Genomic DNA, 26,466 nt, shown 5'->3' on the forward strand with positions numbered 1-26,466 from the left:
AGCGTTTCGTAAAGTATCCCGAAGTCGTAGGCGATACCGTACAGAACCTACAGGTTCCGTCGATGGGTCAGGGACGGTGTGCGGCCCGGGTGTCGTCAGACTTCGAGCTGAAGCCGGTCCCTGGGCTGGGTGGAGTGAGCCTTGACGCTTCCGCCCATGCTGGAGACCGGCTTCACCCGCCGGAGTGCGGCGAGAATGGCCCGCCCCACCACAGCGATTCCGACGACTGTGGTGATGGCACGAAGGGTGTCCCAGCCCGCCGTCGACGTCACCAGCGAGTAGAGCAGGAAGCTGCTGAGGTTGGTGGCCAGCGGCGCGCCGGGCACGTAGGAGATACCGGTGCCGGCGCCCACCGCGAAGGGCCAGAACCACAGATTGGTCAGCAGGCCGAACACGTAGGACGCCAGGATGCCGTAGCCGCCCAGCATCCACAATTCTGCTCTCCCCCGCACCCGGCGGGGGAGCAGGCCCGCCCCGGCGCCCACCCACGCGCAGGCGAAGATCTGGAACGGTGTCCAGGGCCCGATGCCACCCCACAAGGCGCTTGAGAGCGCGATGGTGGCGGCGCCGAGGAGCATGCCGAAACGGGGACCGAAGGCCCGGCCGGCCAGGATCAGCAGGATAAAGACCGCCTCCACGCCCCCGACGCCGGTGCTCGCCACCCGCACCGCCGAACCGACGGCGGCCAGGACACCGAGCAACGCCACCGTGTGTGCGGAACGGACTGAGCCGTCGAGGGACACGACAATGGCGATGACGGCGAGCGGAGCAATGGCCAGCGCCGCGTAGGGGAGCGCCGCGGCGGCATCCTCCGGGAAGGCGGCGGCGAGCAGCGGCCAGCAGAACGCTGCCAGGGCCAGAAGGTTTGCAGCTGCGAGAACGGCGAGCTCGACGCCCCGCGGCATCCGGATGCGGCGCTGTCTTGCCGTTCCCTGGGAGTCTGTTCGTTCGATGACCCGTGGTTTTGGTGCGGCACTCGCTTGCCGTGGAAACAGCGGGGGCGGTTCCGGCGCGTTGGCCGGCACGGTGGAGGGCGCGACGCCGTCACGCATCGGGAGGATCCGGGCGCCGAGGCCGTGGGCAAAGTCGAGGTCGTGCGTGGCGATCAGGACCGCCGTGCCGGAATCCGCCGCGGCCCGCAGCGCCGCCGAGACCGCTGTGCGCGCCACAGGATCGAGTCCGCGGGTGGGCTCATCGATCAGGAGTACCGAGGGATCGTCCATAGTCTGTAGTGCGATGGCCAGGATCCTGCGCTCTCCGGCAGAAAGGTCCCGGGGATGCTCGTGTCCAATGGGAATCCGAACGTCTCCGCGCAAACGGGCCAGGCGTGACGCCGCGGCGCCGGGCCCGGGCTGTCCGCCGTTCTTTCGGCGCGCAAGGCGCCGCTCGGCTGCCCGGAGCTCTCCCGCAACCGTGTCCCTGGTGAAGAGATCGTCCGAGGCGTCCGGGACGAGGGCGACGCGGCCGCCGTCGGCCGTTCCTTCACTCACCGTGCCTTCACCGAGGGCGAGCGCCACAAGGAGGGACGACTTCCCGGCCCCGTTCGGCCCCACCAGGGCCACCACCTCACCGCGGTGCAGGGTTAGGGATGCTGCGTGCACCAGCAGCTTGCCCTTGCGCTGCACCGCAAGATTTGTCGCAGTCAGTATGGGCGCGTGCTCCGCTGGTTCTGCCGCCGTGGGACCGGCATCGACAGGGGGAGGAGGCGCGGAGGGCGCAGCACGCGGCACCAGGGCGCCGTCGTCGATGGTCCACCACGAGTCGGCAATCGGGACGAGCGGCAGCGCCCGGTGTTCCGCCACGATGACACAGACGCCCTCACCGCGGGCGAGGGCGTTGAGCACGGCGATGACGTGTCGGCGTGCTGCAGTGTCAAGATCGGCCAGTGGCTCATCAACCAGGAGCAGGGCCGGATGCTCCACCACCGCGGCCGCGATGGCTACGAGCGTCGCCTCACCCGCCGAGAGGGTGCTGACATTCCTGTCCAGCAGCGCCGACACCCCGATATGCTCCGCGACCTCCAGCACCCGCGCCTTGGCATTACCGGACGTCATGCCGCGCAGCTCAAGTGCGAGGGAGATTTCGTCCCGGACCCGGGTTGAGGCGAATGCGGCGCGGGGATTCTGAAGTACGACGCCGATGAGGCGGGCGGTATCGCGCGGCGGCGTGGCGGCACGGTCCGCTCCGGCGACGCGCACGGTGCCGGAAATGTCCCCACCGTCAACGTGTGAGAGGAGGCCGGCGATACCTCGCAGGATGGTGGACTTGCCGGAGCCCGTCGGCCCGGTGATGACCGTTACTGTCCCGCTCGACGGCGTGAAACCTGCGACGCGTACCTGCGCGTCACCAATGCGGAACTGGGCGTCCCGGACGAGGACCGGTGCTTCGGCAGCTGGGCCGGGTTGCTGTGCCTCCCGGCTCCCGAAGCCGCGCAGCTCCAGGGCCGCGGCAACCCTGCTGGCGTGCTCGAGGGTGCGCTCGAGGACGGGCACCAGGGCGCGGGGTCCGAACCGTTCGCCCCGCAATCGAAACGCCAGCCGCACGGAGGTCACGGCGTCCGCGAGCGCCGGGAGCGCCGCCCAGGCCACCACAAGGGTCCGGGCCAGGCCCTGCATGGGACCGCGGCGGGCCAGGTGCACGAAGCCGCGGGCCACGTCCACCCAGGCGTTGAGCAGGCCAAAACCAAGGAACATCCCGGCAATCGGCAGGGCGGACAGAACAGCCGCCCACAGCCCAGGCCCCGTGACCGGACCGAGGAGGACCACATGGGCGTACGGGGCAGACAGCCGAAGCGGCGGCAGGTCGAGCAGGACCGGTCCATCGATGCCCGCCCCATTGAAAAGGATGCGGTAGATGACCCGCGCCGCGATGAAGACGACGGCGAGAGCCGCCGCTGCGCGTAACGGCGCGGGTCGAAAGGTCATGCTGCGGGGGCGGCCGGTTCGCCGTCGACCGTGAAGAGCAGCTCCAGGCTCTCTCCCGGGCTCACTTGCAGGGTGGCGAGGCCTTCCTGAGCGTATCCCCAGGCACCAGCGTCCGGCTTAACCCAGAGTGACCAGTAGGCGAAGGCGGCCGGCATGCCCTTGCATTCTTCCCGGTACTTGCCGCCCTTGTGGGTGATGTCGAAGTCTGCGGAAGGCACACCGTTCACGCGGCACACCAGTTCGTTGGGGTACTGCGTGGTGCCCTCGGTTTTCACCTTTGCCTCATCGAGCACCTTGGATGCGAGGGTCGGCGCGTCCACGGGCACGCACACGGACGTATCAGCGGCAGCCTGCTTCAGGGCGCCCGAATCGACGATGACCTTCACACCGGAGCAGGGCCCGGAGGCGGCGCTGGATGAAGCCGTTGCCGGGGAAACCGGTCCAGAGGTGGTTGGCTGGGTGGCTGCCGGCGTGGAACAGGCGGCGAGGGTAAACAGGAGGCCTGCGGCGGCGAGGGAGCTCGCGGCGGCGGTGCGGATCTTAGTCAAAGTCACGCTTCAAGGGTAGGGCGTTGCCTGTCCGGATCCGGAGGCCGTCGCGTTGTGTGACGCTAGGGTTCCGGGCGGTTACGCGTGCAGAGGTGGCACTACCCAGTTCTAGGGTGGCGGACTTACCTGCCTAAAACTTAGTTGTGCCGCGCATTTTGCGGGGGCGGCCGTCCGGGTCCACCAGGAAGCGGTTCACAGGATCCGCCCAGAGCCGCGCAAGGGGTGTCACCGGTTCTGTCCTGTGGTGTCGCGCATGTCCGTTGGGGCGGGACGAGCGGCGGCCGGTTTTGTGCCAATGGTCCAGAGCGTCGGCGGCGGCATTCCACAGTTTGAGCCCGGCGGCCGGGGCTTGGAGCTGAGGGTCGCTCTGATCCAGGCCCAGGTGTTCGGCCCAGAGTTGGAGCCGGAGCCCGTGGGCCAACGGCCGGGAAGCGCCGGGACCAGCAGTAGTGTCGATTACCGCGCAGGTAAGCTCGCTGTCCGTGGTCCAGGATCGACGGTTGAAGTTGTCCGATCCGCAAGTGAACCAGGTGTCGTCGATGATGCAGATCTTGGCATGGACATAGATTGGGGTGCCGGCTCTGTTCTCCAGGTTGAACACGCCGAACCTGTCGGGTGCAACGCGGCTTATCCTCTCGATGGCACGCAGTTGCCCGAGCCGCTTGGGTGGCCCTCCGAGCGGACCGTCGGAGTCCGGGTAGCGTGGCACTACGGCGATCACGTTCAAACCGGGGTTCTCCTCGAGGGCGGCCGCGATTCCGGCTGCGACCTCTGCCGACCACAGGTACTGGTCCTCGATGTAAATCAACGAGCGGGCCAGGGCGAAAGCTTTCGCGTAGGCCTGGGCAACGCTCCGCTCACCACCGGGTGCGAACGGGAACGGCGGATGCTTCACACCGTAGGTGCGCAGCAGCTGCACGGCGTGAGGGCCGGCCGGTGGCGGTGGCGGCGCAGTGGCCGGCAGGGGTTCCGGGTGCCGGGGCATATCCGCCAGACGTTGCAGCAGCATCCGGTACGGCGTGCGCCGGTCCAGCGGATGGGGGTCATTCCACCGTTCAGCGAACAACTCCAGCACATCCGCCACAACCGGGCCACGGAGTTCGAGGGCGGCATCGTGCCACGGGGGTTGTTTCCCGTACCGGGGATCCATCGCCACCGCCTGCGGGTCTCCCGCGTGATCGGCGTCGTCCCGGCGGCTGTGCGAAACGTCGATCCCACCCACGAACGCGACGTCCTGCGAAGGGTCGTCACGACGGCGGATGACGAACAATTTCTGGTGATGGCAGCCGAAGAGGCGCACCCGCTGATCCAACAGCACCTCGCCGCCGGCGTCGTTGATCTGGCGGCTGAGGAGCTCGTTGGACCGGTTACTCATGGGGGCAGACACGCGCTCTCCGTGGGACCTCCAGACCAGGCCGCGCACTTCCACTCCCGCTCGGGCTAACCGCGCCAGCAACTCGCCGATGGTCGGCCCGTCCGCCGTAAGCCGCTCGTCGCCATCGCCACGCCAGTCGGTGAACCACACACGGTCTCCCGCATGAAGGGCCGACAGCTCCTCATGCAGCCGGGCGAAGTAGGTGACACCGTGAATCAGGGGCCGCACCAGGTTGCCCTCCGACCAGGACGGCGACCCCGCATTGCCCGCATGCACGCCGGTGGCTACATTGCCCCGCTCAGCGCTACTCAAGAACCAATAACCAGCACTACTGTCCACTCGTCGTTCCCTTCGGGACCCGAGGCCGGTCATTTGGCGTCCGGCCTACTCAGTAGCCTACGACTGCGGTGATCAATGTCATCTGGTGACGTCGACGTCCTGGCGGATTCCGAAGGTCTGGACACGGCTAGCCGCCGGCGGGATTAGTCAGCGAACCGCAGCCCCTGGGCTTCGAGGGCAGCTTCCAGGATCCGAATCGCTTTGGGGCCCACCCCGTGCATGGCGAGCAGCTCCCCGCGGCTGCGGGCAGCAACGTGGACCAGCGAGTTGATGCCCGCCGCGATCAAGGCAGTGTTTGCCGGACGTCCCATCGGCGGAAGATCGCCGATCTGGGGAGGAGTGTCGCGGGTGCTCATGCCGGGGCCCTTCCTTAGAGGCGGAGTTCCATAAAAACGCTGTTTGGATCCAGGGCGTAATCGGCGAAAGGCGGGCACTCGGTGAAGCCGTTGCGGGCATACAGGCGCCGTGCTGGAGCAAAGTAGTCCTCGGTTCCGGTCTCAAGGTAGAGGCGCTCAAGATTGCGGGCGCGGGCATCGTCGAGGATGTGCCGGAGCATGAGCGTGGCCACGCCCCGCCCCCGCGCTTTTGCCGTAGTGCGCATGGACTTTATCTCGCCGTGTCCGGGGGACCCGGGCGGGGAATCCAGGAGTTTGAGTGCGCCGCACCCCAGCAGTCCGCCGGCCTCCCTGGCCGTCCAAAACGTGATTGACGGCGCGGACAGCGCCGAGTGGTCCAGCGCGTGGACGCTTTCGGCCGGCGTCGTAGCGAACATGTCCGCCAGGTGTTCGCTCAGGAGCTGATGGACATCTTGGCGTGCGGGGTCATCCCGGTCAATGCAAATCATCACCTCAATCATGGCCGATCGCGTCGGCGGTTTCAGTGTCGCCGGTGCTTGTACATCCCTGTTGTAGTGCGCGCCCAATGGGGCCACCATGATGCTATGAACGCTGAAACTCCGAAGGCTGCGGAGCTGAACCTCCCCCAGGCCTTCCTCCTTCTGGCAACGAACGACACCACCGGCAAACCAGACATTCCGGTGTTCGCACTCAGGACCACGTTGGCCGGGGCAATATTGGCCGAACTGGACCTGATCGACGCGATCGAGCTGCAGGGCAAGCGCGTCAAAGCTACCGGCGCCTCCCCGGAAACGGATCTCCAGCACGAGCTGGAACTCATCCGTGGCAAATCCCGGCCCCACGCCCCCAAGAGATGGGTCTCCATGCTGGAGGGCCGCGCCGAAGTACAGCGTGTCTACGAGGGGATGGCGTCACGGGGCATCGTGGAGCACGTGGGCGAAAGGCACCTGGGCCTGTTCCGGACCGTGCGGTACCCGGAGAAGGACCACGGTCCGGAAGCTGCGCTCCTGGAAAAGATCCAGGCCGCACTCAGCGGTGCGCCGTCCGATGCCGAGGCGCCGGCTTCCACGGCGACCGATGCCGGGACCACCGATGCCGGGACGTCCGAGGCGGGGAAAGCTGATGCGGGGACAGCTGATGCGGAAGCGTCCGAGCCCACGAAGCCTGATGATGCCGGAGCGCCCGATGCCAAGCCTGTTTCCAAGGCACCCGATGCCAGGACCACAGTGCTGATCGCCCTGCTTCAGGCGGCCGGACTGCTCGGCAAGCTCTTCCCGGCAGCAGATCTGACCCGGGCAGATGAGCTGGCCAAGGACTATTGGCCGGCCCGCGCGGTGGAGGACGAACTTCGCATGATCAGGCTGGCGGAGCAAGAAGCCGCAAACTTGTAGCGGTGCCGTAGAACCTCTGGGCGCGGCCCATCCTAGCCTCCGACGGCGGTTGGCCGGCACCCTAGGGGAGCGGCACCAAGCTCAAGCTAACGACGGCGGGACGTCCCGCCGTCGTACACTCACCACCGCGTCGCATCAGTGTCCTTTGGTATCCACGGGAATCACGTCCACCCGGGCACCCGGGCCCGGCACCCCCAGGACGTGCCGGGCCGTGACGCCATCCAGGGCCTTCGCTACCTGTCCCGCGCTCTCCTCGGACGCCGGAGACGCGACAGGTTCAGGCGAGGCGCCGCCGCCGTCGTCCGTCCGCAGACCTGGTCGATGGTCCGCCTCCGGGCGGGTCCGGCGGTAGATCCGGCGCCCGTGCGGGATGGCATCGGCGCTGGGCGGCTGCTTCGCCGGTTTCCATGCCAGCCACCACACCGGGAGTCCGATCGGCGGAAGGTCGCCGGACTATCGCGAGTGCTCAATGCTGGCATGGTATCCAAACGACGCCCCCTGTTCACCGTCCCGAAACCGTTGGGGCAATGCCCGTTCTTCCGCAGCAGGAAGTCTGTTCACGCACTATCGCCCAGCGCCCCCATCGCTTGGGATATGAACCGACTCAGCTGTACCAAGGAGAACCCCGTGTTCCTGAAAAGCGCCGTCACAGCACTTGTAGCGCTCACCTCCCTGACCGGAATGGCCGCCCCGCCGGCCGCGAATCCCGCCCACGCGCCGTCGTCCGTAGTCCTCGGACAGCCGCTGGCCGCAGCCCATGCGCACAACGACTACGAACACGACCGGCCCCTGTTCGACGCCCTGGAGCACGGATTCACCAGCGTTGAGGCGGACGTGTGGCTGGTGGACGGCGAACTTTTGGTGGCACACGACCTCGAGGACGCCGAGCCCGGAGTAACGCTCGAGAGCCTCTACCTCGATCCGCTGGACGAGCTGGTGCGAAACCAGGGCCACAGCGTTTATCCCCACTGGGACGGCAGCCTGCAGCTCCTGATCGACATCAAGAGTGAAGGGGAAGCCACCTACGCCGCCATCGAGCAGGAACTGGCCGAGCACCGGGACATCATGAGCCGCTACAGCAACGGCACCACCAAAACCGGGCCCGTCACCGCCGTCATCAGCGGGAACCGTCCCCTGGCCACCATGCAGGCACAGGAAAAGCAGTTCGGCTTCTATGACGGACGCTCCGCCGACCTCACCTCCGGAAAACCTGCCGAACTCATGCCGCTGGTCAGCGACAACTGGACCAAGCTCTTCACCTGGCAGGGCGTGGGCCCCATTCCCGAGGCCGAGCGCACCAAGCTCCACGCATACGTGGCCGATGCCCACGCCCACGGCTACCGTGTCCGTTTCTGGGCCACCCCCGACCAGCCCGGCGCAGCCCGCGAAGCGGTCTGGACGGAACTTTTCGACGCCGGCGTGGACCACATCAACACCGACGACCTTGAGGCGCTGGAACAGTTCCTCGCCGCCCGCACGCTCTAAGCCGCCCCTCAGCAGAGACAGGAACACTTCCATGCCTTCAAAGACCTTGAAAACAACGACGGCGGCAGCCGTCCTGGCGCTCGGCCTCCTTGCGTCCCAGCCCGCCAACGCAGCCAACGACGCCTCCGACAGCCAGGCGTTCACCTTTGGCGTCATCGGCGACATCCCCTACGGCGACGCCGAAATCGCCAAGTTCCCGTCCCGCATCCAGGACATCAACGCCGACAGCGCGCTGGAGTTCGTCACCCACGTGGGCGACATCAAGAACGGCTCCTCGGTCTGCTCGGACGAATATTTCGCTAACATCCGCTCACAGTTCGACACCTTCGAGCACCCGCTGGTTTTCACCCCGGGGGACAACGAGTGGGTGGACTGCCACCGCACCAACAACGGCGCCTACAACCCGCTGGAACGGCTGGCCAAGCTGCGGGAGGTCTTCTTCGACGAGCCCGGCAAGGCCCTGGGCGCAACCATGCCGATCAAGACCCAGGAGAACCTGGGGCTTCCGGAAAATGTCCGCTTCACAGAGAACCGCGTGGCCTTCTCCGTGGTGAACATCCAGGGCAGCAACAACCCGCTACTTCCGTGGACCGGCCTGGGCGAAACCTCTCCCACGCCAGAGCAGCTGGCCGAAGTTGAGCACCGGACCGATGCCGTCCTGGACCAGATACGCGAGACGTTCGCTGACGCCGAGCGCCGCAACGACCGCGCCGTGGTGCTGATGACCCAGGCCGACATGTTCGATCCTTTCCTCCTTGGCGCAGCCTCCGGCAACCCCGAAACCGTGTCCGGATTCCGCGAGATCGTGGCGGCCATCACTGAAGAGACCAACCGCTTCGACCGCCCGGTCTATCTCATCAACGGCGACAGCCACGTCTTTGCCGAGAACCAGCCGCTGGCGGAGGGCTCACCGTGGCTGAACATCTACGGCCAGCCCGCCGCGGACGACCTGCAGCGCATCACCGTGGACGGGTCGGCCAACGCCACCAACTACGTCAGGTTCACGGTTGCCGGCAACAGCAGCGACGGCGATGATGTCCTGAGCTGGGAGAAGGTCCCCTTCAGCCAGTAGGCACCAGACGGAAACGGACGACGGCGGAAGCCACCCGCCGTCGTCCGTTGAAATAGCTAGGCGGCCACCTCTGACGGCACTACGCTGCAGTCCGCCGTAGAACCTGCGAGTTGCGGTGCCCAACCGTCCGTTCCCTGGAGATAGGTCCTGACCGTGAAGTTGCCGGCCTCAGCCCCGGGCAACTGTGGACGGTCGAGGGTCACTTGTGCGCCGGGGCCGCGGTTGTTGTACTCGTGGAACCGTGCCTCCCGCCAGGAGAAGCCGCTCATGTCGGTCCAGGGCGTACCGGAAATGTGCGCGCCGAGCCAGGAGTCCCTGACCAGGACCTGGGCAACCGCCCTCGGGTCACCGCCGGAGTGCCACGGCCTGCCAAGATGTACGCTGTTCGCCGCGGCGTCCGAGACAAACCGGCACTGGTCAAAGAGGTAGCCATACTTGATCGACAGATCCAGGCTCCCTGCCGTCACGTAGCCATTGTTCGTGGTCGAGGCACGGTCCAGGGACTTGATTTCGCAGTCGCTGAAAACAGCGGTCCCGCGGCCGAAGATGAAGTCAACGTCGCCTTCCACATAGCAGCCCTTGAAGTAGAACCGCGCCGGGACGCCCGCTCCCGGTGAGTTGACCAGCAGGGTGTCCTGGTTGCCCAGGCACCTGACGTTGGTCAGCACCGAGCGGTCGGCGGTGATGTGCAGCGCGACGGCCTGGCGGTCCTTGATCCCCATGTTGGCGGCCTCATCGAAATCGTTGCTGAACGTCAGGTTCCGGGCCACGAAGTCCGGCCCGTCAATCCGGACGGATGCGCTGCCGGAGGTGCCGAAATTCCCGCTGCCGTCCGGCTTGGGCGTGCCGGCGGCGTTGTTGTAGACGAGGAGCACGTCCTCCGGCCTGCTGCCCTGCCCGATGAACGAGATCCGGGGCTTGTTGCTCGGCACCCGCACGGCTTCCCGGTAGGTGCCGGGCTGGATCCTGATCACGGTCCGCTGGAGGCTGTTCGAGGGCACGGAGTCGACGGCGGACTGTACCGTCGCGAACGTCCTGCCCGGTCCGACGTCGAGCGTCACCGGGATATCGATGGGGCGCTCAGCGGGCCAGAACATGCCCAACAGAGGGTCGATGCCGCCGTCGATATTCAGGAAGTAGCCCGGCGGGACGATCTCCTTGGATTGCAGTTCGCGTGCCACGAGGCGTGCCACCGCCAACGCACCGGCGGCCTGGAAATGCGTGTTGTCCTCGGAACCCTGCGGATACTGCGGGTGCTCGCCGGGACTCAGGAAAAGGAAGTGAGACTTGGTTCCTTCCGGCCCCAACTGCTGCCACAACTCCTTTGAGGAAGCTGTCAGGTCCACCAGCGGAGTGCCTGACGCCGCAGCGAGTTCCCGCACTGCCTGCGGATACGCGCCGTGGGAATCCCGGGCCATCCCGAAGGAATCAAAGCGGCGGCGTTCGACCGGGGTGACCAGGACGGGCTTGCCTCCGCGTGCTTTGGCGCCATCGATGTACCGGCTCAGGTACTCCTTGAACGTGGAGTCCGGGAGCGTTCCCCGGGCAGGGTCCGCCACTTTCTCGTCGTTGTGCCCGAAGGAGATCAGCAGGTAGTCACCCGGCTGCATCAGGGCCAGCGCCCGGTCCAGCAGTCCCGCGTCGGCAAAGCTCTTGGAGGACGCGCCGGACCAGGCGTAGTCAAAGACGGTTGCCTGCGGTCCCAGAAGGAGCGGCAGGGCCTGTCCCCAGCCGGCGCGGGGGCGTTCGGACTGTTGGTACGCCGACGACGTCGAGTCACCGACGACGAAGACCACCGGTTTGGTGCGGGGTTTCGCGGGGTCAAGGGCCGCCTGGGTGAAGGCGTTCGCTATGCCCGTTCCCGAGAGGGCCACGGTTCCCGCAGTGAGCGCCAGGGTGGCCAGTACGCTGCGCCGGCTCGGCAGAATGGCGGCCATCAGCGTTCCCCACCTGCCGTGAAGATGGGACCGGTGGAGTTCTGAAGCAGTGCCGGCACCGCCTGGGCCGGGTGGACCTGGGTGCGCAGGGTGGGCGTCCAGGAGGTGTCCGCGGCCAACTGGTCCGCGGGCGCAGCAGCGGCGTTGTACTCGGCGCGAAGGTCCGTGATCTCCCCGTTGACGGCGTTCGCGAGGGTGGTGATTGCCGTTCCTTTCAGGCGCCCGATGATCTTCGCGGTGTCGATGCCGGCCGGAAGCGTGAAGGCATTCGCCTCCGCATAGATGTGGGAGTCGAATCCGGCGCCCAGGGTGTAGCCGTAGGGGAGGGTGCTGTCCTCGGTCACCTTGAAGTGGTTGTTGTACACGTCCACCTGGCCGAAACGGACGCGCGGAGCGCGCTGGCCGACGTTTTCGAAGACGTTGTGGTGGATGGTGACGCGCAGCTTGCCGGGGTCCCCGCGGGTGGGCGAATCGGTAGAGCCGATCAGGAGCAGCTTGTCATGGTCCGAGAAGCGGTTGAAGGACATGGTCACCAGGTCCGAGCCGTTGGTGACGTCGACTGCGCCGTCGTGCACCTGGTAGTGACGGCCGAAGTGGAGCGGCTGGGAGCTGTCCAAGTTGGGGGCGTCGGTGAATTCGGAGTGGTCGATCCAGACGTGCGTGGCCTTGTTGATGACCTGAAGCAGATCGTATTCGCTGTTCCAGTTGCCCTCGGCGCCGTCGGTGGGATCCCACGCGGGGAAGCAGTCGGCGGCGTCCCGCACGGTGAGGTTGCGAACGATCACATTGGTGGCGCCGTTGATGCGCAGGGCTGCGCCGGTAATGCTGCTGTCCGGCGTGGCGCCGACGATGGTGGTGTTGCTGGGGATATCCCAGCGGATGGACTTGGCCTGCTTTGCGGCGGCGAGGCGCCTGGCGCTTTCCTGCGGGCCTGCGGGTATCTGGCTGCGGCCGTAGCTTGCCGGGTCGAAGTCCTGGAGGTACTGGTCCAGGCTGTAACCGGTGCCTTCGGCGTAGTTTTCACAGGTCAGGGCTGAACCGTCCGGTGCTGTGTTGGCGTCGATGGTGCCGTGGACCCGGACAATCTTGGGCTGGGCGCCTGCTGCGGCGAAGGCGGCCAGCAGTTCGGCCTTGGTGGAGACGTCATAGACGTTGGCGTCCCCTGCCGCTGAACCGCCGGTGGTTCCCGTCCCTTCGGATGCCCAGCCGTTCCCCTCGGAAAGAACCTGGCGCTCCAGCGGGGTCCGGGCGGTCTGGGCGGCGGGATCGGACCCCGGATTGGGCGCTGCTCCTGCGGGAGCCGAAATGATCAGTGCTCCTGCAACGGCCAAGGCTGCGGACATGGATAAGTAGGTCCTGCGTTTTCGCATGTTCTCTCTTCCGTCATTGGAATGAACTGCGCTCCGGTCCGGCGGCTGCTATGACGACGGTCACTGCGGAGCGCTGAGAAGGACACTACTCAGAAAACGGTTTCTCGGCAAGGGGAATCCTGCCGACAACTTGGATCTGTTGGCGGAGGACCCGGTACCGTACGCCCAGGCTGAGGGCGGCAAGGATGGCCGTGCCCATCAATTTACATGCCTGACGGCTTGGGGCGGACAGGTTCTGTCCGGAACTTGATCAGCTTGTGCGTCCCGTCGCAATACGGTTTGATCGCCGATGCGCCGCACCGGCAGAGCGCCACCGTCTGGCGCTGCCTCGGCACAGGTTCTCCAGAGGGCGTGACGATCTCGAAGTCCCCACGGACCAATAGCGGCCCGTCCGGGCAGACGACGATTGTCCCTTCGGCAGGTTCCTGGTTCATGTGCCTTCCCGGTTTTGTGTTGTCATGCGGCCGTGGGAAGGCCGGTGCGCAGCGAAGGCAGCCCGTTCTCCCAGGTGTCCATGATGTGGAGAGTGAGCCTGGCGTCCAAGGCGATGGCCGCCGTCGCGCCGAACAGCACGTCGGGGAGCAGGTCCGGTTCTGCCTCTACCAGGCCTCCGGCGAGATCCCGCCCGGCGATCTGTTCGTGGACGGCGTCTGCCTCGACGTGCTCATCGAAGTAGGCCGTCGCTGCGGCGTCGAAGTTGTGTCGACGGAAACCGTTGCCGTACATCTGGTTAGGCCGGGAGGACGTCATCTCGTACATCGCCAGATGCCCGGCGATGGCACCGCGGAGCCGGCGGTTTAGTCCGAACAAGGACATCATGTTGACGGACGCCAAGGCGATGGCGGGCACGGTGTCAACGTAGGCACCGTACCGGTCATCCAGTCCCAGGGCGCGCATGGTCCTGCCAAAGAGGGCGCTGTGCATTCGGTCCGCGCGGCCCCCGCCGTACTCGTCGGCCTGAATCTCCACCAGGGCGGCCTTGGCGCGCCCGGTCAGCCGCGGTATGGCCCACGTGTGCGGGTCCGCCTCTTTGAGCTGGTAGATGGATTTGTGAATAAGGAACTCCCGGAGCTGGTCCAGGGTGGCCTTCTTCGCAACAAACTTGGAGAGGCTGGGGCCGGTATCGGCTGCGGCGAGGGCAAACAGAACGGTGGCCACGCCGTCGCTCACAGGTCCTGCGGCGGGAACTGGAGGAACTTCGGCGACAGCGGTTGTGGCGGCGTGCCGGAGATCCTGTTCGAACGGCCGCTCCAGGAGCCGGCGGACGGTGATCAGGCCGGGATGCCATTCCCAGCCGTCGTCTACGCCGTCCAGCCCGCCGTAGTGCAGCTCGTAAAGGCAGAAAAGCGCCAGTTGGAGGTCGTCGTCTCCGATGACGTCTTCAGCCTCGGCCAGGTTTGCGGTAACAAGTGCCTGAAGTTCGGTCAGGACTGCCTCGGCCTCTGTGGGCCGGCTGGCCAGGATCGCTAGCAAGGCGGCGCTGATCGGACCCCGCGGTTCAGGGATTTGCATGGTTCTCCTATGGAATCTTCAGCGCGGGCGTTGGCGGCGCTGAAGCCGTGTGCATCGTCGGGCCGCTGTCAGCGGCAGTGGCCGCTGCGTGTGGCGTTACAACGTCAGGGGCGGTTCCGGCTGCGGGCCGGTCTGGAGCGGCTCTGCTTGGCCCGGCGGGCGCGCAGCACGCGGCTGATGATGGTGGGGAGGAGGGCGAGCAGCAGTTTCTTCATTGCGGTGGTTTCCTTTGTCGTAGTGAATCAGCGAGGGCCGCCGTTCCTTAGCAGTGCCGCCTTCGCAATAGTAAGCATACTTGCTATTGGTTGTGCAAGGTTTGATGCCTGCGAAGACAAGCGACGGCGGGTCCGTCCCGCGCCGTCGACTGCCGTAGCCGCGGGTATCATCGGTACGATCCGTCCCCTTGGAGAGTGGAGCAACCCATGCAGCTCGGCGCTTTTTCGATCAGCCTCGCCGTCAAGGACATCGCGGCTTCTGCTGCGTTCTAGGAGAAACTTGGCTTCAGCAGTTTCGGCGGAGACATCACCCAGAACTGGTGATCCTGAAAAACGGTGAGACGGTCATCGGCCTCTTCCAAGGGATGTTTGAGAAGAATATGCTCACCTTTAACCCGGGTTGGAATCAGGACGCGGAGGCGGTGGACCGGTTCACTGATGTGCGCGACCTCCAGCGGGAACTCAAGGCCAAGAGCATGGAGTTCCTTTCCGAGGCAGACGAGGGAACGACGGGGCCGGCGAGCTTCATCGTCCTGGATCCGGATGGCAACCCGGTGCTGGTCGATCAGCACGTCTGAAGTACGTCTGAAGTAGGTCCGCGGTACGGGCCGGAAACGGCAGAGAACAACCTGGATTAGTGCGCTGGCCGTGTTGGGCGCATGGCTCCCCGAGTCATACCAGTGATCCAGGTGGCCCGTACCTTTGCCACTGAGACGCAAACCGACGATGGCGGGACGTACCGCCGTCGTCCGTTCACTTCTCCGGACTCGTCTGCCGATTACTCGGAGGTCTCGCAAGGCCGGATGATCACCAGCATGCTGCAGCCCGGCCTGCTTTGATAGGGTCCGTGCTTCATCCCGGGGGGCCGGCAAGCATACATGCCCTCAGTAAAGGTTTGCCCCAGCCCCAGGTCGGTCAGTTCTCCGGAGAGGATCATGACTTCTTCCCAGTAGTCATGGCTGATCGTGCCGAGAGGGGTAGCGGCACCGGCCTCATAGCGTTGGAGGAGTGTTGCGTCGCCGGTGGCGGGGTCGTGCGCGAGTATCTGGTCCAGGATGTCGGGGCTGCCATGCGGCTGCCACTCCCCGGCAGGCTGGCTGAATTCCATTTGGGGCTTGTTCATGGCCGTTTCGCTTCAGAGGCTTCGGGCATTGGCCAGCACCGGCAGTTTTGCGCGAACGTCCGCGACGGCCGTCGGATCGATGTCCACGACGGCGAGTTCGGGCTCCTTGCCCAAGGTGACGATAGGTGAACCGAGGGGTGAGATCACGGCGCTATGGCCGATACCGGTGGGGGCTGCGGCGGCCGACGGCAGGCCCATGCTGGCGGGATCGCCCTGCCCGCATGCCACCACGAACGTGGTGCTGTCCACGGCGCGGGCCCGGATCAGCAGGTCCCACTGCCCCGCCTTCCCCTCACCGGCGCCCCATGAAGCGCAGACAATGTTCACCTGGGCGCCGGCCCGGGCGTTGGCCGTGAAAAGGGCGGGAAAGCGGACGTCGTAACAGGTGGCGAGACCAATCACCGTGCCGTTGAGTTCAAAGGTCACGGGTGACGTGCCGGCGTCCACCGAATCAGATTCGGCGAAACCAAACGCATCAAAGAGGTGGATCTTGTCGTAGGAAGTGCCGATCCCCGGGCCGGTGACAAGCAGTGTGTTCCGGACGCGGCCTCCCTCGCCGGGAGTGAACATGCCCGCCACCACCGCGATATCCAGTTCTTTGGCGATGCTGCGGACTGCGCCGGCCCACGGTCCGTCCAGGGGCTCGGCGATGTCCGACAGGTTGTTCCCGAAGGCGCGCATCGCCGCTTCCGGGAACACCACCAGTTCGGCGCCAGCGGCCTTGGCGCGGGTGGCGTATTCTCGAATCAGCTCCAGGTTGGCGGCCGGATCGGCTCCGGTGATGATTTGGGCCACTGCTAAACGCATGAAATTACTCCAGTCTGTTGTATACATAATGTATGCGAAAAAGTTCGGGGACAGCGGCGTCCGGCCGCGAGAAGGCGTACGCGTACCTGCGGGAAAATATCCTGATCGACCCGGACGTGCAGGGGAAGTTCCTGAACGAGCAGGAGCTGGCCGCTCAGATCGGCGTCTCGCGCACCCCGGTCCGGGAGGCGCTCTTGCTGCTCGTCTCCGACGGCCTGGTGGAACTGATTCCGCAGCGGGGGGCCTATGTTCCGCCGGTGACCGGCCGCGAAATGTCGGAGCTGATGGAACTGCGAGGTGTGCTGGAAAGCCATGCCGCCCGCCTGGTCATCGAACAGCGCCGGGTTCCTGCGCAGACGATGCAGGACACCCTTGACCAGCAGGCCCGGCTTCCCCATCAGCTGAATGCGGACGCTGCGCAGGAGTTCATCCGGCTGGACACCCTCTTCCACCAGCAGTTGATCGACGCCGCAGGCAACGAACTCATCTCGCGGACGTACAGCAAGCTCCACGTCCGGCAGATCCTGGTGGGCGTCGCTGCCCTGTTCCGCACCGGCGGCCGGCGCGAGCAGGTGTGCGCCGAACACCAGGACATCCTCGATGCCCTGGTGTCCGGCGACGCCGCGAAGGCTCAGGAAGCCATTGACCACCACCTGGCCGTTACCCGGGACATCCTGCTCCGCACCTGATCCAGCCCCCACCAAACTCAGGCCCTAGGGGGATTCGACGGCGGACGGCTGGCGGGCCGCGCCGGAACCTTCCAGGAGGAGCCGGTAGTCCTCGTCCTCAACGGTGTTGGAGTCCCGGCCGAGCGCCAGGCCCACCGCTGTGACAGCAGCCGCGACGGCCACGTAGATGGCCACCGGAATCCAGGTGCCGAACTGAGCCAGCAGCAGCGTGAACATCAAGGGTGCGATGGCACCGCCGATCACGCCTGCGAACGTGTAGGCCAACGAACTGCCGGTGGAACGGAGCCTCGGGGAGAACTGCTCCACAATGAAGGCCGCCTGCGGCCCGTACATGAAGGAGTGCGCCATGAGGCCCAGCACAATGCCGGCGATCAGCATCGGCTCGTTGTCCCCGCCCAGGATGCCGAAGAAGATGAACGTCCACACAGCGCCCACTACTGCCGCGGTTCCGTAGACCAGGCGGCGGTTGAAGCGGTCGGACACGGCACCGGCCAGCGGGATCATGAACAGCTGGAAGGCGGAGCCGATCAGCACTGCGGTGAGCACCTGGCTGCGTTCGTAGCCGAGGGCCTGGATGCCGTAGGTAAGCGTAAAGACAGTGAAAAGGGCGTACAGCACGTCGGGGCCAACCCGGCAAAGGGTGGCGGCGACAAGCGGCCGGAGTTCGGTGCTGAAGACCTCGCGGACGGGTGCGCTGGGCTGTTCGCCGTGAGCCTCAATGGCTTTGAAGATCGGGGTGTCTTCCAGCTTCAGGCGGATCCAGAGACCGAAACCGACCAGCACGGCCGAGACCAGGAACGCGATGCGCCAGCCGAAGCCGATGAATTGTTCCTCGGTCAGGGTGAGGGTGAGGACGGCCAGGGCGCCGTTCGCCATGAGATTGCCGGCGGGCGGGCCCACCTGGGCTGCAGACGCCCAGAAGCCGCGCCGGTGGGGATCGCCGTACTCGCTGGAGAGCAGCACGGCGCCGCCCCACTCGCCGCCAACACCCACGCCCTGGGCGAAGCGCAGCAGCACCAGGATGATCGGTGCGGTGATGCCGATGCTGTCGTAACCGGGGAGTACGCCGATCAGCACGGTGGCCACGCCAATGATCATCAGGGTTGTCACCAGGACCTTCTTGCGGCCGATCCGGTCACCCAGCCGGCCGAAGATGATGCCGCCGACCGGGCGGGACACGTAGCCCACCGCATAGGTAGAGAAAGCCAGGATGGTGCCGGTCAGGGGATCGGACGACGGGAAGAAGACGATGGGGAATACGACGGCGGCCGCGGCCGAGTAGACGGCGAAGTCGTACCACTCGAGGGCAGTGCCGGTGAGGCTGGCGGCGAAGGCCTTGTACAGGCCCTTGGGGTGAATCGACTTGACCGGACGCGGCGCTGCGCCGGAAGCCGGAACTGGGACTTTAGCCATGGTGTGTCCTCCACAAGATGTTTACGGGTGACGCCTGTCACGCTGGCGTTAAATGTATACATTACGCATACTGGATGTACATTGGCGACCGTTTCCGGTTTCCGGTTTGTTAAATTTTCCCGCAGGACACGCAAAGGATGGACAGAACATGACGGTTCTCAGCTTCGAACTTCCCGACGGCAGCACCCGGAACGTGCAAGTCAAGCACCTCCTCAACGCAGGTTACGCAGGGCGGGAGCAGGCGGAAGTGCAGGCCCACATCGCCGAACTGGCCGAACTGGGAGTCCCCGGCCCCGCAACCACGCCGGCCCTGTACCCGGTCTCGCCGTACCTGGCGCAGCAGGTTGCCGAAGTCCGCGTGCAGCACGGCCGGACTTCCGGGGAAGCCGAATGGGCGCTGGTGATCACCGACGACGGTGTCCTGCTGACGGTGGCCTGCGACCACACGGACCGCGAGCTTGAGGTCCACGGGGTGGCCTGGAGCAAGAATGCCAGCCCTGACGTTCTGGGCAGCAAGGCCTGGCGGCTCGACGACGTGCGGGACCACTTGGACCAGATCACCTTGAAGGGGTGGGTTGGGGAGGGTGACACCCCGGACAAACTCATCCAGGACAGCTCGCTGGCAGCATTGCTGAGCCCCGACTACTGGCTGGACGTCCTCACTGAACGCGGCCTCAACGAGCCGGGCACGGTTCTCATCTCCGGCACGGTGGCAATGACCCACGGCGTCGACCAGTTCGCCCGCAGCTGGAAAGTCGAAATGTCGGATCCCGTAACTGGCACCTCGGTGGATGCCCAGTACCTCGTGGAGCAGATGCCCGAGCCCATCGGCTGACTGTCATGCCTGTCCGGCACGGTCATGCCGGGCCGCCTGGCGGACTGCGCTGAACCGGCCAGTCAGCCGGGCGCGGGATCACCCGGCGTCTGCGTCGCGGAACTGGCAGCGAGGCTCAAGGAGCTAGGCACCCGGCACCCGCAGCACCCCCACCGCCGCCACCAGATAAGGCACGGGGTCCGGGTCCGTGCCCGCAGCCCACTGCATCCACGCCTCAAACGTCGCGCCGATGTACGCGGCGCACAAGTAGCGCGCGGTGTCCGCGGGCACGCCGCGCTCCACAAGGTGGGACCTGGCCCGATCACGCTGGGACGCCAGGGCTTCGTAGCTCCGGCTCATCAGCTCAGGGTGTTCGGCAATCAGCCTCAGGCGGCCGCGCGTCACGGCGAGGTCCGGGAGGACTGCAGCGCCTGCGACGGCCACCTCGCAGAGCCCCGCCAGGATGTCGCCGTCGAAACCGCCATGAACGTGGGCTGAGTCGAGCACCGGCACCGTAGCGTCGATCACCGGCTCGGTGCCGCCCCAGACCAGGTCCGCCTTGCTGGTGAAGTAGCGGTAGAGGCTCTTGCGTCCGATGCCCGCCTCGCGGGCGATGTCCTCCATCGAGGTCCGTTCATAGCCATGCTCGGCGAACAGGCGCAACGCGATGCCCGCCACGGCGTCCGGATCAATGGTGGTGGGCCGCCCGGCGAAACGCGATGCGGCGGCGTTCTGGTCTTCCACAAACATTCCTCCACTACTCACCCTTCCATTATGACACAGGGTGTCATAAGGTGGATAGCAGCACCCTCATCAGCGTCTGGAAGGACATCATCGTGGGCAACAAAACCCCGTGGCAGGAGGCCACCACCAATGGCCGCTTTGCAGGAAAGACCGTTATTGTCACCGGCGCCGCCTCGGGCATCGGCCATGCCACCGCCCTGCGCATCGCCAAGGAGGGCGGCAGGGTCATCGCGGCCGACATCAACAAGGAACGCCTGGACGACTTCGTAGCGGAGAACAGCGGCCTGGACCTGGTTCCCGTGGCGGGCGACATCTCCACCGAAGAGACCGTCGCCGCCGTGGTCGCCGCTGCCGGAGGGCGGGTAGACGCCCTCGCGAATGTCGCCGGCATTATGGACAACTTTGCCCCCATCCACGAAGTGAACGACGAGCTCTGGGACAGCGTCTTCCGGATCAACGTCACCGCCCTCATGCGCCTGACCCGCGCCGTGGTCCCGCTGATGCTCGAGTCCGGCACCGGCTCCGTGGTCAACGTCGCCTCCGAGGCCGGGCTGCGCGGTTCCGCCGCCGGCGCCGCCTACACCGCGTCCAAACACGCCGTCGTCGGCCTGACCAAGAACTCCGCCGTGATCTACGGGCCCAAGGGCCTGCGCTTCAACGCCGTTGCCCCCGGGCCCACTATGACCGGCATTGTTGCAAACTGGGGATCGAAGGTTTCCGCCGAACGCCTGGGGCCGATCATGCAGGCCACGGTCCCGACGCCTGCCACCGCGGCGCAGCTCGCCGCGTCCATCACCTTCCTCCTCAGCGACGACGGCACCAACGTCAACGGCGCCATCCTCGCTTCCGACGGCGGCTGGTCGGCACTGTAGCTGGTCGGCACTGTAGCGGAGCGGCTCCAAGGGCCAGGGGACGACGGCGGGAAGTCCCGCCGTCGTCCCCTTCTGACTTTTCCGGCGGCGCCCTTTGGCCTCTCGGGTAGGGTATGGGGATGGTGCGTGGACTTGCCGATATGGGAGCAGAAAGCATCCTGCTTGCCGGGGCAGGACGGGCTATTCTGCTGCAGATCGCCGATCCGGCGGTGGGCCACGGCGTGGCTGAACACAGCACCTTCGCGAAACGTCCCCTGGACAGGCTTGGTGGCACGCTCACCTATGTCTACGCCGTGGTCTACGGCACAGAGGAGCAGCTGACGGCCGTCCGCCGCAGAGTGAACCGCGCCCACGCCCCGGTGCGCCGTGCCGCCGATGAAACGTCCGGGGGCTACAACGCCTTTGACCCCGAATCCCAGCTTTGGGTGGCGGCGACGCTGTATGACACCGCAGTCACCATCCTCGAAAAAATCTATGGGCCGCTCGATGACGAGACGGCCGCGCTCGTGTACCTCGACTACGCGAAGCTCGGGACTGCCCTGCAGCTCCCCGAGGAGCTTTGGCCCGAGAACCGGGAGGCATTCCGCCGGTACTGGGACGGGCGTCTGCAGGCACTGCGTGCTGACGAAGCCGCCGTGGACGTTGGCCGGGGCCTCCTTTACCCTCAGGGCACAGCACTCTGGTATCGCACCATCATGCCGTTCGCCAGATTCATGACCGCGGGCCTCCTTCCGGATCAGCTCCGGGAGGACTTCGGGCTGGCGTGGAGTCCGCGTCACGAGCGCTGGTTCGACCGCACCATGCGGTTTCTTGCAGTGTTCTATCCCCGGCTGCCGCAGCGGATCAGGCACTGTGTCAAGAACTACTGCCTGGGCCAACTCGGCACTGCTTAGCCAGGGCACGGCAGTCAGTCATGGCATCGGAGCGCCGCTCCGGAAATAACAGCCACTCGTGGCGGGGAACGGGGGACCAGTGCGCAGCTTCACGTCCGTAGAGCACCGGATCGACGAGCGTGCACATCGGCTTCTGGACAACGCGCCGGCCGACGGCATCCGTTCCAAGCTCATCGAGTTCGCCGTCTTCGGTCTCAAGCAAGCCTGGGCATGCATCTTTGGCGCCGCGCTCCTCGCTGTAATCCTGGCCGTACGCCTCTGGTATCCGGATGACGCCGGGCTGGCGAGGAACGATTTCCTGACTCTCGCGGCCGTCGCCATCCAGGTCCTGATGGTTGCCACACGGCTGGAAACTTCACGCGAGCTCAGGGTGATTGTGCTCTTTCACCTGGTGGGAACGGTCATGGAGCTGTTCAAGACCGACGTCGGGTCCTGGCAGTATGAGGCCGAGGGTTTCCTGCGCATCGGAGCGGTTCCCCTGTTCAGTGGCTTTATGTACGCGGCAGTCGGTTCATACATGGTGCGCGTCTTTCGACTGTTCGACCTGACCTTCGCCAGGTATCCGCTGCGGCGGGTCACGGCGATCCTGGCCGCAGCCATCTACGTGAACTTCTTTACCCACCACTACACCGTCGACGCCCGTTGGGTTCTGTTGGCCGCCGTTGTGGTCATCTACGGCCGGTGCGTCATGCACTTCCGTGTGTTCCGCAGGCGGTTCCGGATGCCGTTGATCGTGGCGTTTCTGCTCGTGGCGCTGTTTATCTGGATTGCCGAGAACATCGCGACGTGGTCGGGTGCTTGGCTCTACCCCAGCCAACTGAACGGCTGGCACATGGTCTCGTTTGACAAGCTCATCTCATGGTTCCTGCTGATGATCATCTCGGTGGTGCTGGTGGCATGGGTCTACAAGCCCGGGCCGCCGGAAGAGCCTGCGGAGGCCAGCGGTGAAACGTCCGACGCCGGGCAGTCACCTGCCGTCCCGGCTGTCACCGGGGACGGCACCCCCGGCCAGTCCAGCTGAGAGGGCAATCCAACAAAGGGATTGTTGGGCATTCGTGTAAATTCGAGGTATGGCTACCCTAAACCCGAATGCCGAAGCCGACCCCTCGCTCGGAAGCACCGCCGGAGCGTCCAGGCTGCGGGTGGCCGTGCCGTCCGTGGCAACGCGGGTGGCCGCGGAGCTGCGGCTCCAGATTGCGGAGGGCGCCCTGCCGCCGGCTACGCAGCTCAAGGAAGAGGCCCTCTCCGACGAGCTCGGAGTATCCCGCAACACCGTCCGTGAAGCCTTCGCCGAACTTGTCAGTGAGCGGCTGCTTGTCCGCCAGCCCAACCGCGGAGTCTTCGTTGCCAGCCTCGGCGCCACGGACATCCACGACGTTTACACCGTCAGGCGTGCCATCGAGGTCAGCGCGGTCCGCGGCGGTGGCAGCCCCGAAAGTATCGCCCTGGTCAGGGCGGCCGTGGAGGAAGGGAAAAGCGCAGCCGCCGCGGGGGACAGCGAACGGCTCGGCAGCGCCAACCAGCATTTCCACGGCGCCCTGGTGGCAATGGCGGGCAGCGAACGGCTGAACACCATCATGTCGCAGGTCTTGGCCGAGATGCGGCTCTTCTTCCACAAGGCAGCTGTAGACGGCGGCTTTTACCAGGACTATCTGGCGGACAACGATCAGATCTGCAAAGCCCTCGAAGCCGGCGATACGGAACTCGCGGCCGAGCGCCTCACCGACTACCTGGCCAGATCCGAAGAGCGCCAGGCCGCGGTCCATGCACCGGAGAATCCGGCCTCGAAGTAGCCGCCGCTTCGAATTCGGCCTCGGACTGGCCGCCCCTTCGCGCGTCGCCGCACAACATTTGATGTGAGCAGGCCTGAGTTCCGCGCGGTCGCCCTTGCCACGCCCACAGGGTCCGCCAACCGTGCGGGATCCGCTGGCGTCCCAGGGATGATTGCCGTTTAACCCTTGACGGTGTGATCTGCGTCGCGTAGATTGTTCAACAAAGCAGGATTGTTCAACAATCCGACGATTACCCAGTCGACTTCCGCAGTCATCCTGACGGCAGACGGCACCGGTGCCGTAGGCCCCACCTTGCAACTCCGCCAGCCAGGGCAGAAGCAGGCACCCCAGCATCAACCACCCGCCCCGCATGACACTCTTTTTCTGGAGGAACAAATGGCCACTCCCCAAGCAATGGCCCCCACTGACCCGAAACCCCCGGTGGGGCGCAAGGACATGTACAAGGCATTCGCGGCGAGCCTGACTGGAACAGCGCTGGAGTTCTACGATTTCGCGGTCTACTCCGCCGCAGCAGCGATCGTCTTCCCGCTCATCTTCTTCCCGGCCTCGGACCCCGTCACGGGAACGTTGCTGGCCTTCTCCACCTACGCCGTTGGCTACATTTCCCGGCCCGTGGGCGGCATCATCTTCGGCCGGCTCGGGGACGAGATCGGCCGCAAGAAAATCCTGGTGATCACGCTTATGCTCATCGGCGTCGCCACCTTCCTCATCGGCCTGCTGCCCACGTATGACAACATCGGCATCATCGCCCCCGCCATTTTGGTGTTCCTCCGCTTCGCGCAGGGCGTCGGCGTCGGCGGTGAATGGGGCGGTGCTGTCCTGCTCTCGAGCGAATTCGGCGATCCGAACCGCCGCGGATTCTGGGCCTCCGCCGCGCAGATCGGGCCGCCGGCCGGCAACCTGATGGCCAACGGTGCGCTTGCTGTCCTGACGCTCGCCCTGTCCGAAGAGGATTTCCTGAGCTTCGGCTGGCGGATCGCGTTCCTGATCTCGGCAGTGCTGGTGGCCTTCGGACTCTGGATCCGCCTCAAGCTCGAAGACACCCCCATCTTCAAGGCCATGGAAGCCCGGGGTGACAAGCCCAAGGCTCCCATCCGCGAAGTGCTGGCCACTCAGCGCCGGCCCCTCATCGCAGCCATGCTCAGCCGCGTCGGCCCTGACGTCCTCTACGCCATGTGCACGGTCTTCACCCTCACCTACGGCATCCAGGAGCTCGGCTTCGACCGCGGCCAGGTGCTGGTGGCCGTCCTCATTGGCTCAGCACTCCAGATATTCACCATGCCGCTCGCCGGGGCCATCTCCGACCGCATCAACCGGCGGCTGGTCTACGGGATCGCCGCCGTGGCCGCAGCCGTGTGGGCCTACCTGTTCTTCATCGTCCTCGAAGGACGGTCCCCGGTCATGCTGATTGTGGGAACCGTGCTGGGCCTGCTCTGCCACTCATTTATGTACGGACCCCAGGCCGCCTTCGTTGTGGAACAGTTCACGCCGCGGCTCCGCTCCACCGGCAGCTCACTGGCCTACACCTTCGCCGGAATCATCGGCGGCGCCAGCGCTCCGTTCATGTTCACCCTTCTGCTCAGCACCTTCCACAGCTGGGTTCCGGTGGCCGTGTACCTCAGTGTCGCCTGCCTGCTGACCTTGGTGGGCCTGGCCCTGGGCCGGGACTCCAATGTTGCCGAGGACGAGGAGTACCTGCAGTCAGCGGCCGAACCCGTGGAGAGCGGGACCCGATGAGTCAGCCCAACGCCCTGCTGGCCCCCGCGGACGCCCGCCTCAAGTTCCGCAACGGCCTGGTCACCCCCACCTCCGGATGGAGCGACGGTTACACACAGGCGAACCTGATAGCGGTGACGGCCGACTACGCCGACGAGTTCATCGAATTCTGCCGGCTCAATCCCAAGGCCTGCCCCGTCATCGACATCGTTCCGGCGGGGCAGTACGAAAGCGCCCTCGCCGCCGGGTCCGACATCCGCCGGGATATCCCCTCCTACCGTGTCTGGGTGGACGGCGAACTGGCAGACGAGGTCACCGATGTCGCATCGGTCTGGCGTGAGGACATGGTGGGTGTCCTCATCGGCTGCAGCTTCACCTTCGAGGCCGCGCTGGCCAGCGCGGGCATCCCGCTGCGGCACACCGAAACCGGCCGCAACGTCCCGATGTACCGCACAAACGTCGAGTGCACCCCAGCCGGGCGGATCCACGGCCCCATGGTGGTTTCCATGCGTCCGATGCTGCCCGGACTGGTGGAAACGGCCATTCGGGTAACGTCGGAGGTGCCGATGGTCCATGGCGCGCCCGTCCACGTCGGTTCGCCCGAGGACCTTGGCATTGCGGACATCAACCGCCCCGACTTCGGGGATGCGGTGGAAATCAGGGCGGGGGAAGTGCCGGTTTTCTGGGCCTGCGGCGTGACCCCGCAGAGCGCAGTGATGGCTTCCAGGCCCTCCTTCGCCATCAGCCACGCTCCCGGGTACATGTTCATTACCGATGTTCCGGAAAGCAACTACCGGGAACCGGCGGGTGTGTCATCGTGAAGAAGAGGCTCCCCGTCGCCGAGAAACGGGCCAGAAGGGTGATGCACATAGCGGCTCCACGGCAGCAGGCCACCGGCACGCACTGCGAACTGGCCGGCGTCTGGCAGGGTCCGGCGGGAGCGAGCATCTCCCTCTACGAAGGCCAGCTGTTCCCGAGCCATTCCGGCAGGCCGTGCCTCTGGACCTACGTGGGCCTGCCGACACGCAAAACCGGTGCCCAGTGGGCAATCCCGGAGCACAACAGACTGTAGCGGCAA

Annotated in this window: 27 protein-coding genes; 13 read left to right on the forward strand and 14 right to left on the reverse strand. The window is 65.9% G+C overall.

The genetic code is table 11. The features are described from left to right. Window positions 1-95: 95 nt before the first annotated feature. The 5 genes from QFZ30_RS01380 to QFZ30_RS01400 form a co-directional block, all read right to left on the reverse strand. Complete coding sequence (locus tag QFZ30_RS01380) at window positions 96-2,924, reverse strand: ATP-binding cassette domain-containing protein (protein ID WP_307072762.1); 2,829 nt, start codon at window positions 2,922-2,924, stop codon at window positions 96-98. After that, a complete protein-coding gene (locus QFZ30_RS01385) occupies window positions 2,921-3,478 on the reverse strand; it encodes a hypothetical protein (RefSeq protein WP_307072764.1) in 558 nt (185 codons plus the stop codon). Before QFZ30_RS01385 ends, QFZ30_RS01380 begins: the two co-directional genes overlap by 4 nt. A 124-nt stretch (window positions 3,479-3,602) precedes the next feature. Beyond that, window positions 3,603-5,159: a phospholipase D family protein gene (locus tag QFZ30_RS01390; protein ID WP_307072766.1), complete on the reverse strand. Its 1,557-nt coding sequence runs from the start codon at window positions 5,157-5,159 to the stop codon at window positions 3,603-3,605. Between the two features lie 170 nt (window positions 5,160-5,329). Then, window positions 5,330-5,542 carry a hypothetical protein gene (locus QFZ30_RS01395; RefSeq protein ID WP_307072768.1) on the reverse strand — a complete coding sequence of 71 codons (213 nt, stop codon included), beginning with the start codon at window positions 5,540-5,542 and terminating at the stop codon, window positions 5,330-5,332. Between the two features lie 14 nt (window positions 5,543-5,556). Further along, a complete protein-coding gene (locus QFZ30_RS01400; RefSeq protein WP_307072770.1) occupies window positions 5,557-6,030 on the reverse strand; it encodes a GNAT family N-acetyltransferase in 474 nt (157 codons plus the stop codon). A gap of 96 nt (window positions 6,031-6,126) precedes the next feature. Here QFZ30_RS01400 and QFZ30_RS01405 point away from each other — a divergent pair, with 96 nt between their 5' ends. After that, window positions 6,127-6,933, forward strand: coding sequence for a GOLPH3/VPS74 family protein (locus QFZ30_RS01405; RefSeq protein WP_307072772.1), 807 nt, complete (start codon window positions 6,127-6,129; stop codon window positions 6,931-6,933). A gap of 135 nt (window positions 6,934-7,068) precedes the next feature. On the opposite strand, the gene QFZ30_RS01410 is transcribed toward QFZ30_RS01405, so the two are convergent. Next, window positions 7,069-7,356, reverse strand: coding sequence for a hypothetical protein (locus QFZ30_RS01410; RefSeq protein WP_307072774.1), 288 nt, complete (start codon window positions 7,354-7,356; stop codon window positions 7,069-7,071). 204 nt (window positions 7,357-7,560) lie between these two features. Here QFZ30_RS01410 and QFZ30_RS01415 point away from each other — a divergent pair, with 204 nt between their 5' ends. Together QFZ30_RS01415 and QFZ30_RS01420 are read left to right on the forward strand one after the other, a co-directional pair. Then, window positions 7,561-8,418, forward strand: a complete 858-nt coding sequence (locus tag QFZ30_RS01415) for a phosphatidylinositol-specific phospholipase C/glycerophosphodiester phosphodiesterase family protein (RefSeq protein ID WP_307072776.1) — start codon at window positions 7,561-7,563, stop codon at window positions 8,416-8,418. Window positions 8,419-8,449: 31 nt separating this feature from the next. Further along, entirely contained in the window at window positions 8,450-9,490 is a 1,041-nt protein-coding gene (locus QFZ30_RS01420) for a hypothetical protein (RefSeq protein WP_307072778.1), read from the forward strand. Between the two features lie 56 nt (window positions 9,491-9,546). On the opposite strand, the gene QFZ30_RS01425 is transcribed toward QFZ30_RS01420, so the two are convergent. From QFZ30_RS01425 to QFZ30_RS01440, 4 genes are all read right to left on the reverse strand, one after another. After that, window positions 9,547-11,427 carry a pectinesterase family protein gene (locus QFZ30_RS01425; protein ID WP_307072780.1) on the reverse strand — a complete coding sequence of 627 codons (1,881 nt, stop codon included), beginning with the start codon at window positions 11,425-11,427 and terminating at the stop codon, window positions 9,547-9,549. Further along, window positions 11,427-12,770: a pectate lyase family protein gene (locus QFZ30_RS01430; protein ID WP_307072782.1), complete on the reverse strand. Its 1,344-nt coding sequence runs from the start codon at window positions 12,768-12,770 to the stop codon at window positions 11,427-11,429. Before QFZ30_RS01430 ends, QFZ30_RS01425 begins: the two co-directional genes overlap by 1 nt. A gap of 230 nt (window positions 12,771-13,000) precedes the next feature. Continuing rightward, window positions 13,001-13,231 (reverse strand): CDGSH iron-sulfur domain-containing protein, encoded by a 231-nt coding sequence (locus QFZ30_RS01435; protein WP_307072784.1) that lies wholly within the window; start codon window positions 13,229-13,231, stop codon window positions 13,001-13,003. A 22-nt stretch (window positions 13,232-13,253) separates the two neighbouring features. Beyond that, the gene (locus QFZ30_RS01440; RefSeq protein WP_307072786.1) at window positions 13,254-14,309 is read right to left on the reverse strand and encodes an iron-containing redox enzyme family protein; all 1,056 of its coding nucleotides are present in this window, start codon (window positions 14,307-14,309) and stop codon (window positions 13,254-13,256) included. Between the two features lie 535 nt (window positions 14,310-14,844). Here QFZ30_RS01440 and QFZ30_RS01445 point away from each other — a divergent pair. Further along, window positions 14,845-15,102, forward strand: coding sequence for a VOC family protein (locus QFZ30_RS01445; RefSeq protein WP_307072788.1), 258 nt, complete (start codon window positions 14,845-14,847; stop codon window positions 15,100-15,102). A 200-nt stretch (window positions 15,103-15,302) separates the two neighbouring features. Here the strand turns inward: QFZ30_RS01445 and QFZ30_RS01450 are convergent, their stop codons facing one another. Together QFZ30_RS01450 and QFZ30_RS01455 are read right to left on the reverse strand one after the other, a co-directional pair. Then, window positions 15,303-15,647 carry a cupin domain-containing protein gene (locus QFZ30_RS01450; RefSeq protein ID WP_307072790.1) on the reverse strand — a complete coding sequence of 115 codons (345 nt, stop codon included), beginning with the start codon at window positions 15,645-15,647 and terminating at the stop codon, window positions 15,303-15,305. A gap of 12 nt (window positions 15,648-15,659) precedes the next feature. Continuing rightward, window positions 15,660-16,454 (reverse strand): carbon-nitrogen hydrolase family protein, encoded by a 795-nt coding sequence (locus QFZ30_RS01455; RefSeq protein ID WP_307072792.1) that lies wholly within the window; start codon window positions 16,452-16,454, stop codon window positions 15,660-15,662. A gap of 32 nt (window positions 16,455-16,486) precedes the next feature. Here QFZ30_RS01455 and QFZ30_RS01460 point away from each other — a divergent pair, with 32 nt between their 5' ends. After that, complete coding sequence (locus QFZ30_RS01460) at window positions 16,487-17,143, forward strand: GntR family transcriptional regulator (RefSeq protein WP_307072793.1); 657 nt, start codon at window positions 16,487-16,489, stop codon at window positions 17,141-17,143. Between the two features lie 24 nt (window positions 17,144-17,167). On the opposite strand, the gene QFZ30_RS01465 is transcribed toward QFZ30_RS01460, so the two are convergent. Then, a complete protein-coding gene (locus tag QFZ30_RS01465; RefSeq protein WP_307072796.1) occupies window positions 17,168-18,556 on the reverse strand; it encodes an MFS transporter in 1,389 nt (462 codons plus the stop codon). Window positions 18,557-18,704: 148 nt separating this feature from the next. Between QFZ30_RS01465 and QFZ30_RS01470 the strand changes: the two genes are divergently transcribed. Beyond that, a complete protein-coding gene (locus QFZ30_RS01470; RefSeq protein ID WP_307072797.1) occupies window positions 18,705-19,391 on the forward strand; it encodes a DUF2848 domain-containing protein in 687 nt (228 codons plus the stop codon). 123 nt (window positions 19,392-19,514) lie between these two features. On the opposite strand, the gene QFZ30_RS01475 is transcribed toward QFZ30_RS01470, so the two are convergent. Next, the gene (locus QFZ30_RS01475; protein ID WP_307072799.1) at window positions 19,515-20,114 is read right to left on the reverse strand and encodes a TetR family transcriptional regulator; all 600 of its coding nucleotides are present in this window, start codon (window positions 20,112-20,114) and stop codon (window positions 19,515-19,517) included. 92 nt (window positions 20,115-20,206) lie between these two features. Between QFZ30_RS01475 and QFZ30_RS01480 the strand changes: the two genes are divergently transcribed. The 7 genes from QFZ30_RS01480 (at window position 20,207) to QFZ30_RS01510 (ending at window position 26,460) form a co-directional block, all read left to right on the forward strand. Beyond that, the gene (locus QFZ30_RS01480) at window positions 20,207-20,986 is read left to right on the forward strand and encodes an SDR family NAD(P)-dependent oxidoreductase (protein ID WP_373462878.1); all 780 of its coding nucleotides are present in this window, start codon (window positions 20,207-20,209) and stop codon (window positions 20,984-20,986) included. A 119-nt stretch (window positions 20,987-21,105) separates the two neighbouring features. Then, window positions 21,106-21,879: an oxygenase MpaB family protein gene (locus tag QFZ30_RS01485; RefSeq protein ID WP_307072802.1), complete on the forward strand. Its 774-nt coding sequence runs from the start codon at window positions 21,106-21,108 to the stop codon at window positions 21,877-21,879. 79 nt (window positions 21,880-21,958) lie between these two features. Next, the gene (locus QFZ30_RS01490) at window positions 21,959-22,900 is read left to right on the forward strand and encodes a DUF817 domain-containing protein (RefSeq protein ID WP_307072805.1); all 942 of its coding nucleotides are present in this window, start codon (window positions 21,959-21,961) and stop codon (window positions 22,898-22,900) included. A gap of 49 nt (window positions 22,901-22,949) precedes the next feature. Further along, window positions 22,950-23,672: a GntR family transcriptional regulator gene (locus QFZ30_RS01495; protein WP_307072807.1), complete on the forward strand. Its 723-nt coding sequence runs from the start codon at window positions 22,950-22,952 to the stop codon at window positions 23,670-23,672. A gap of 375 nt (window positions 23,673-24,047) precedes the next feature. Then, the gene (locus tag QFZ30_RS01500) at window positions 24,048-25,409 is read left to right on the forward strand and encodes an MFS transporter (RefSeq protein ID WP_307072809.1); all 1,362 of its coding nucleotides are present in this window, start codon (window positions 24,048-24,050) and stop codon (window positions 25,407-25,409) included. Continuing rightward, entirely contained in the window at window positions 25,406-26,209 is an 804-nt protein-coding gene (locus QFZ30_RS01505) for a putative hydro-lyase (RefSeq protein WP_307072811.1), read from the forward strand. The genes QFZ30_RS01500 and QFZ30_RS01505 overlap by 4 nt, the downstream gene beginning before the upstream one ends. After that, the gene (locus tag QFZ30_RS01510) at window positions 26,206-26,460 is read left to right on the forward strand and encodes a hypothetical protein (protein ID WP_307072813.1); all 255 of its coding nucleotides are present in this window, start codon (window positions 26,206-26,208) and stop codon (window positions 26,458-26,460) included. The genes QFZ30_RS01505 and QFZ30_RS01510 overlap by 4 nt, the downstream gene beginning before the upstream one ends. Window positions 26,461-26,466: the final 6 nt, after the last annotated feature.

It is taken from the genome of Arthrobacter pascens (assembly GCF_030815585.1).
Taxonomy (GTDB): Bacteria; Actinomycetota; Actinomycetes; order Actinomycetales; family Micrococcaceae; genus Arthrobacter; species Arthrobacter pascens_A.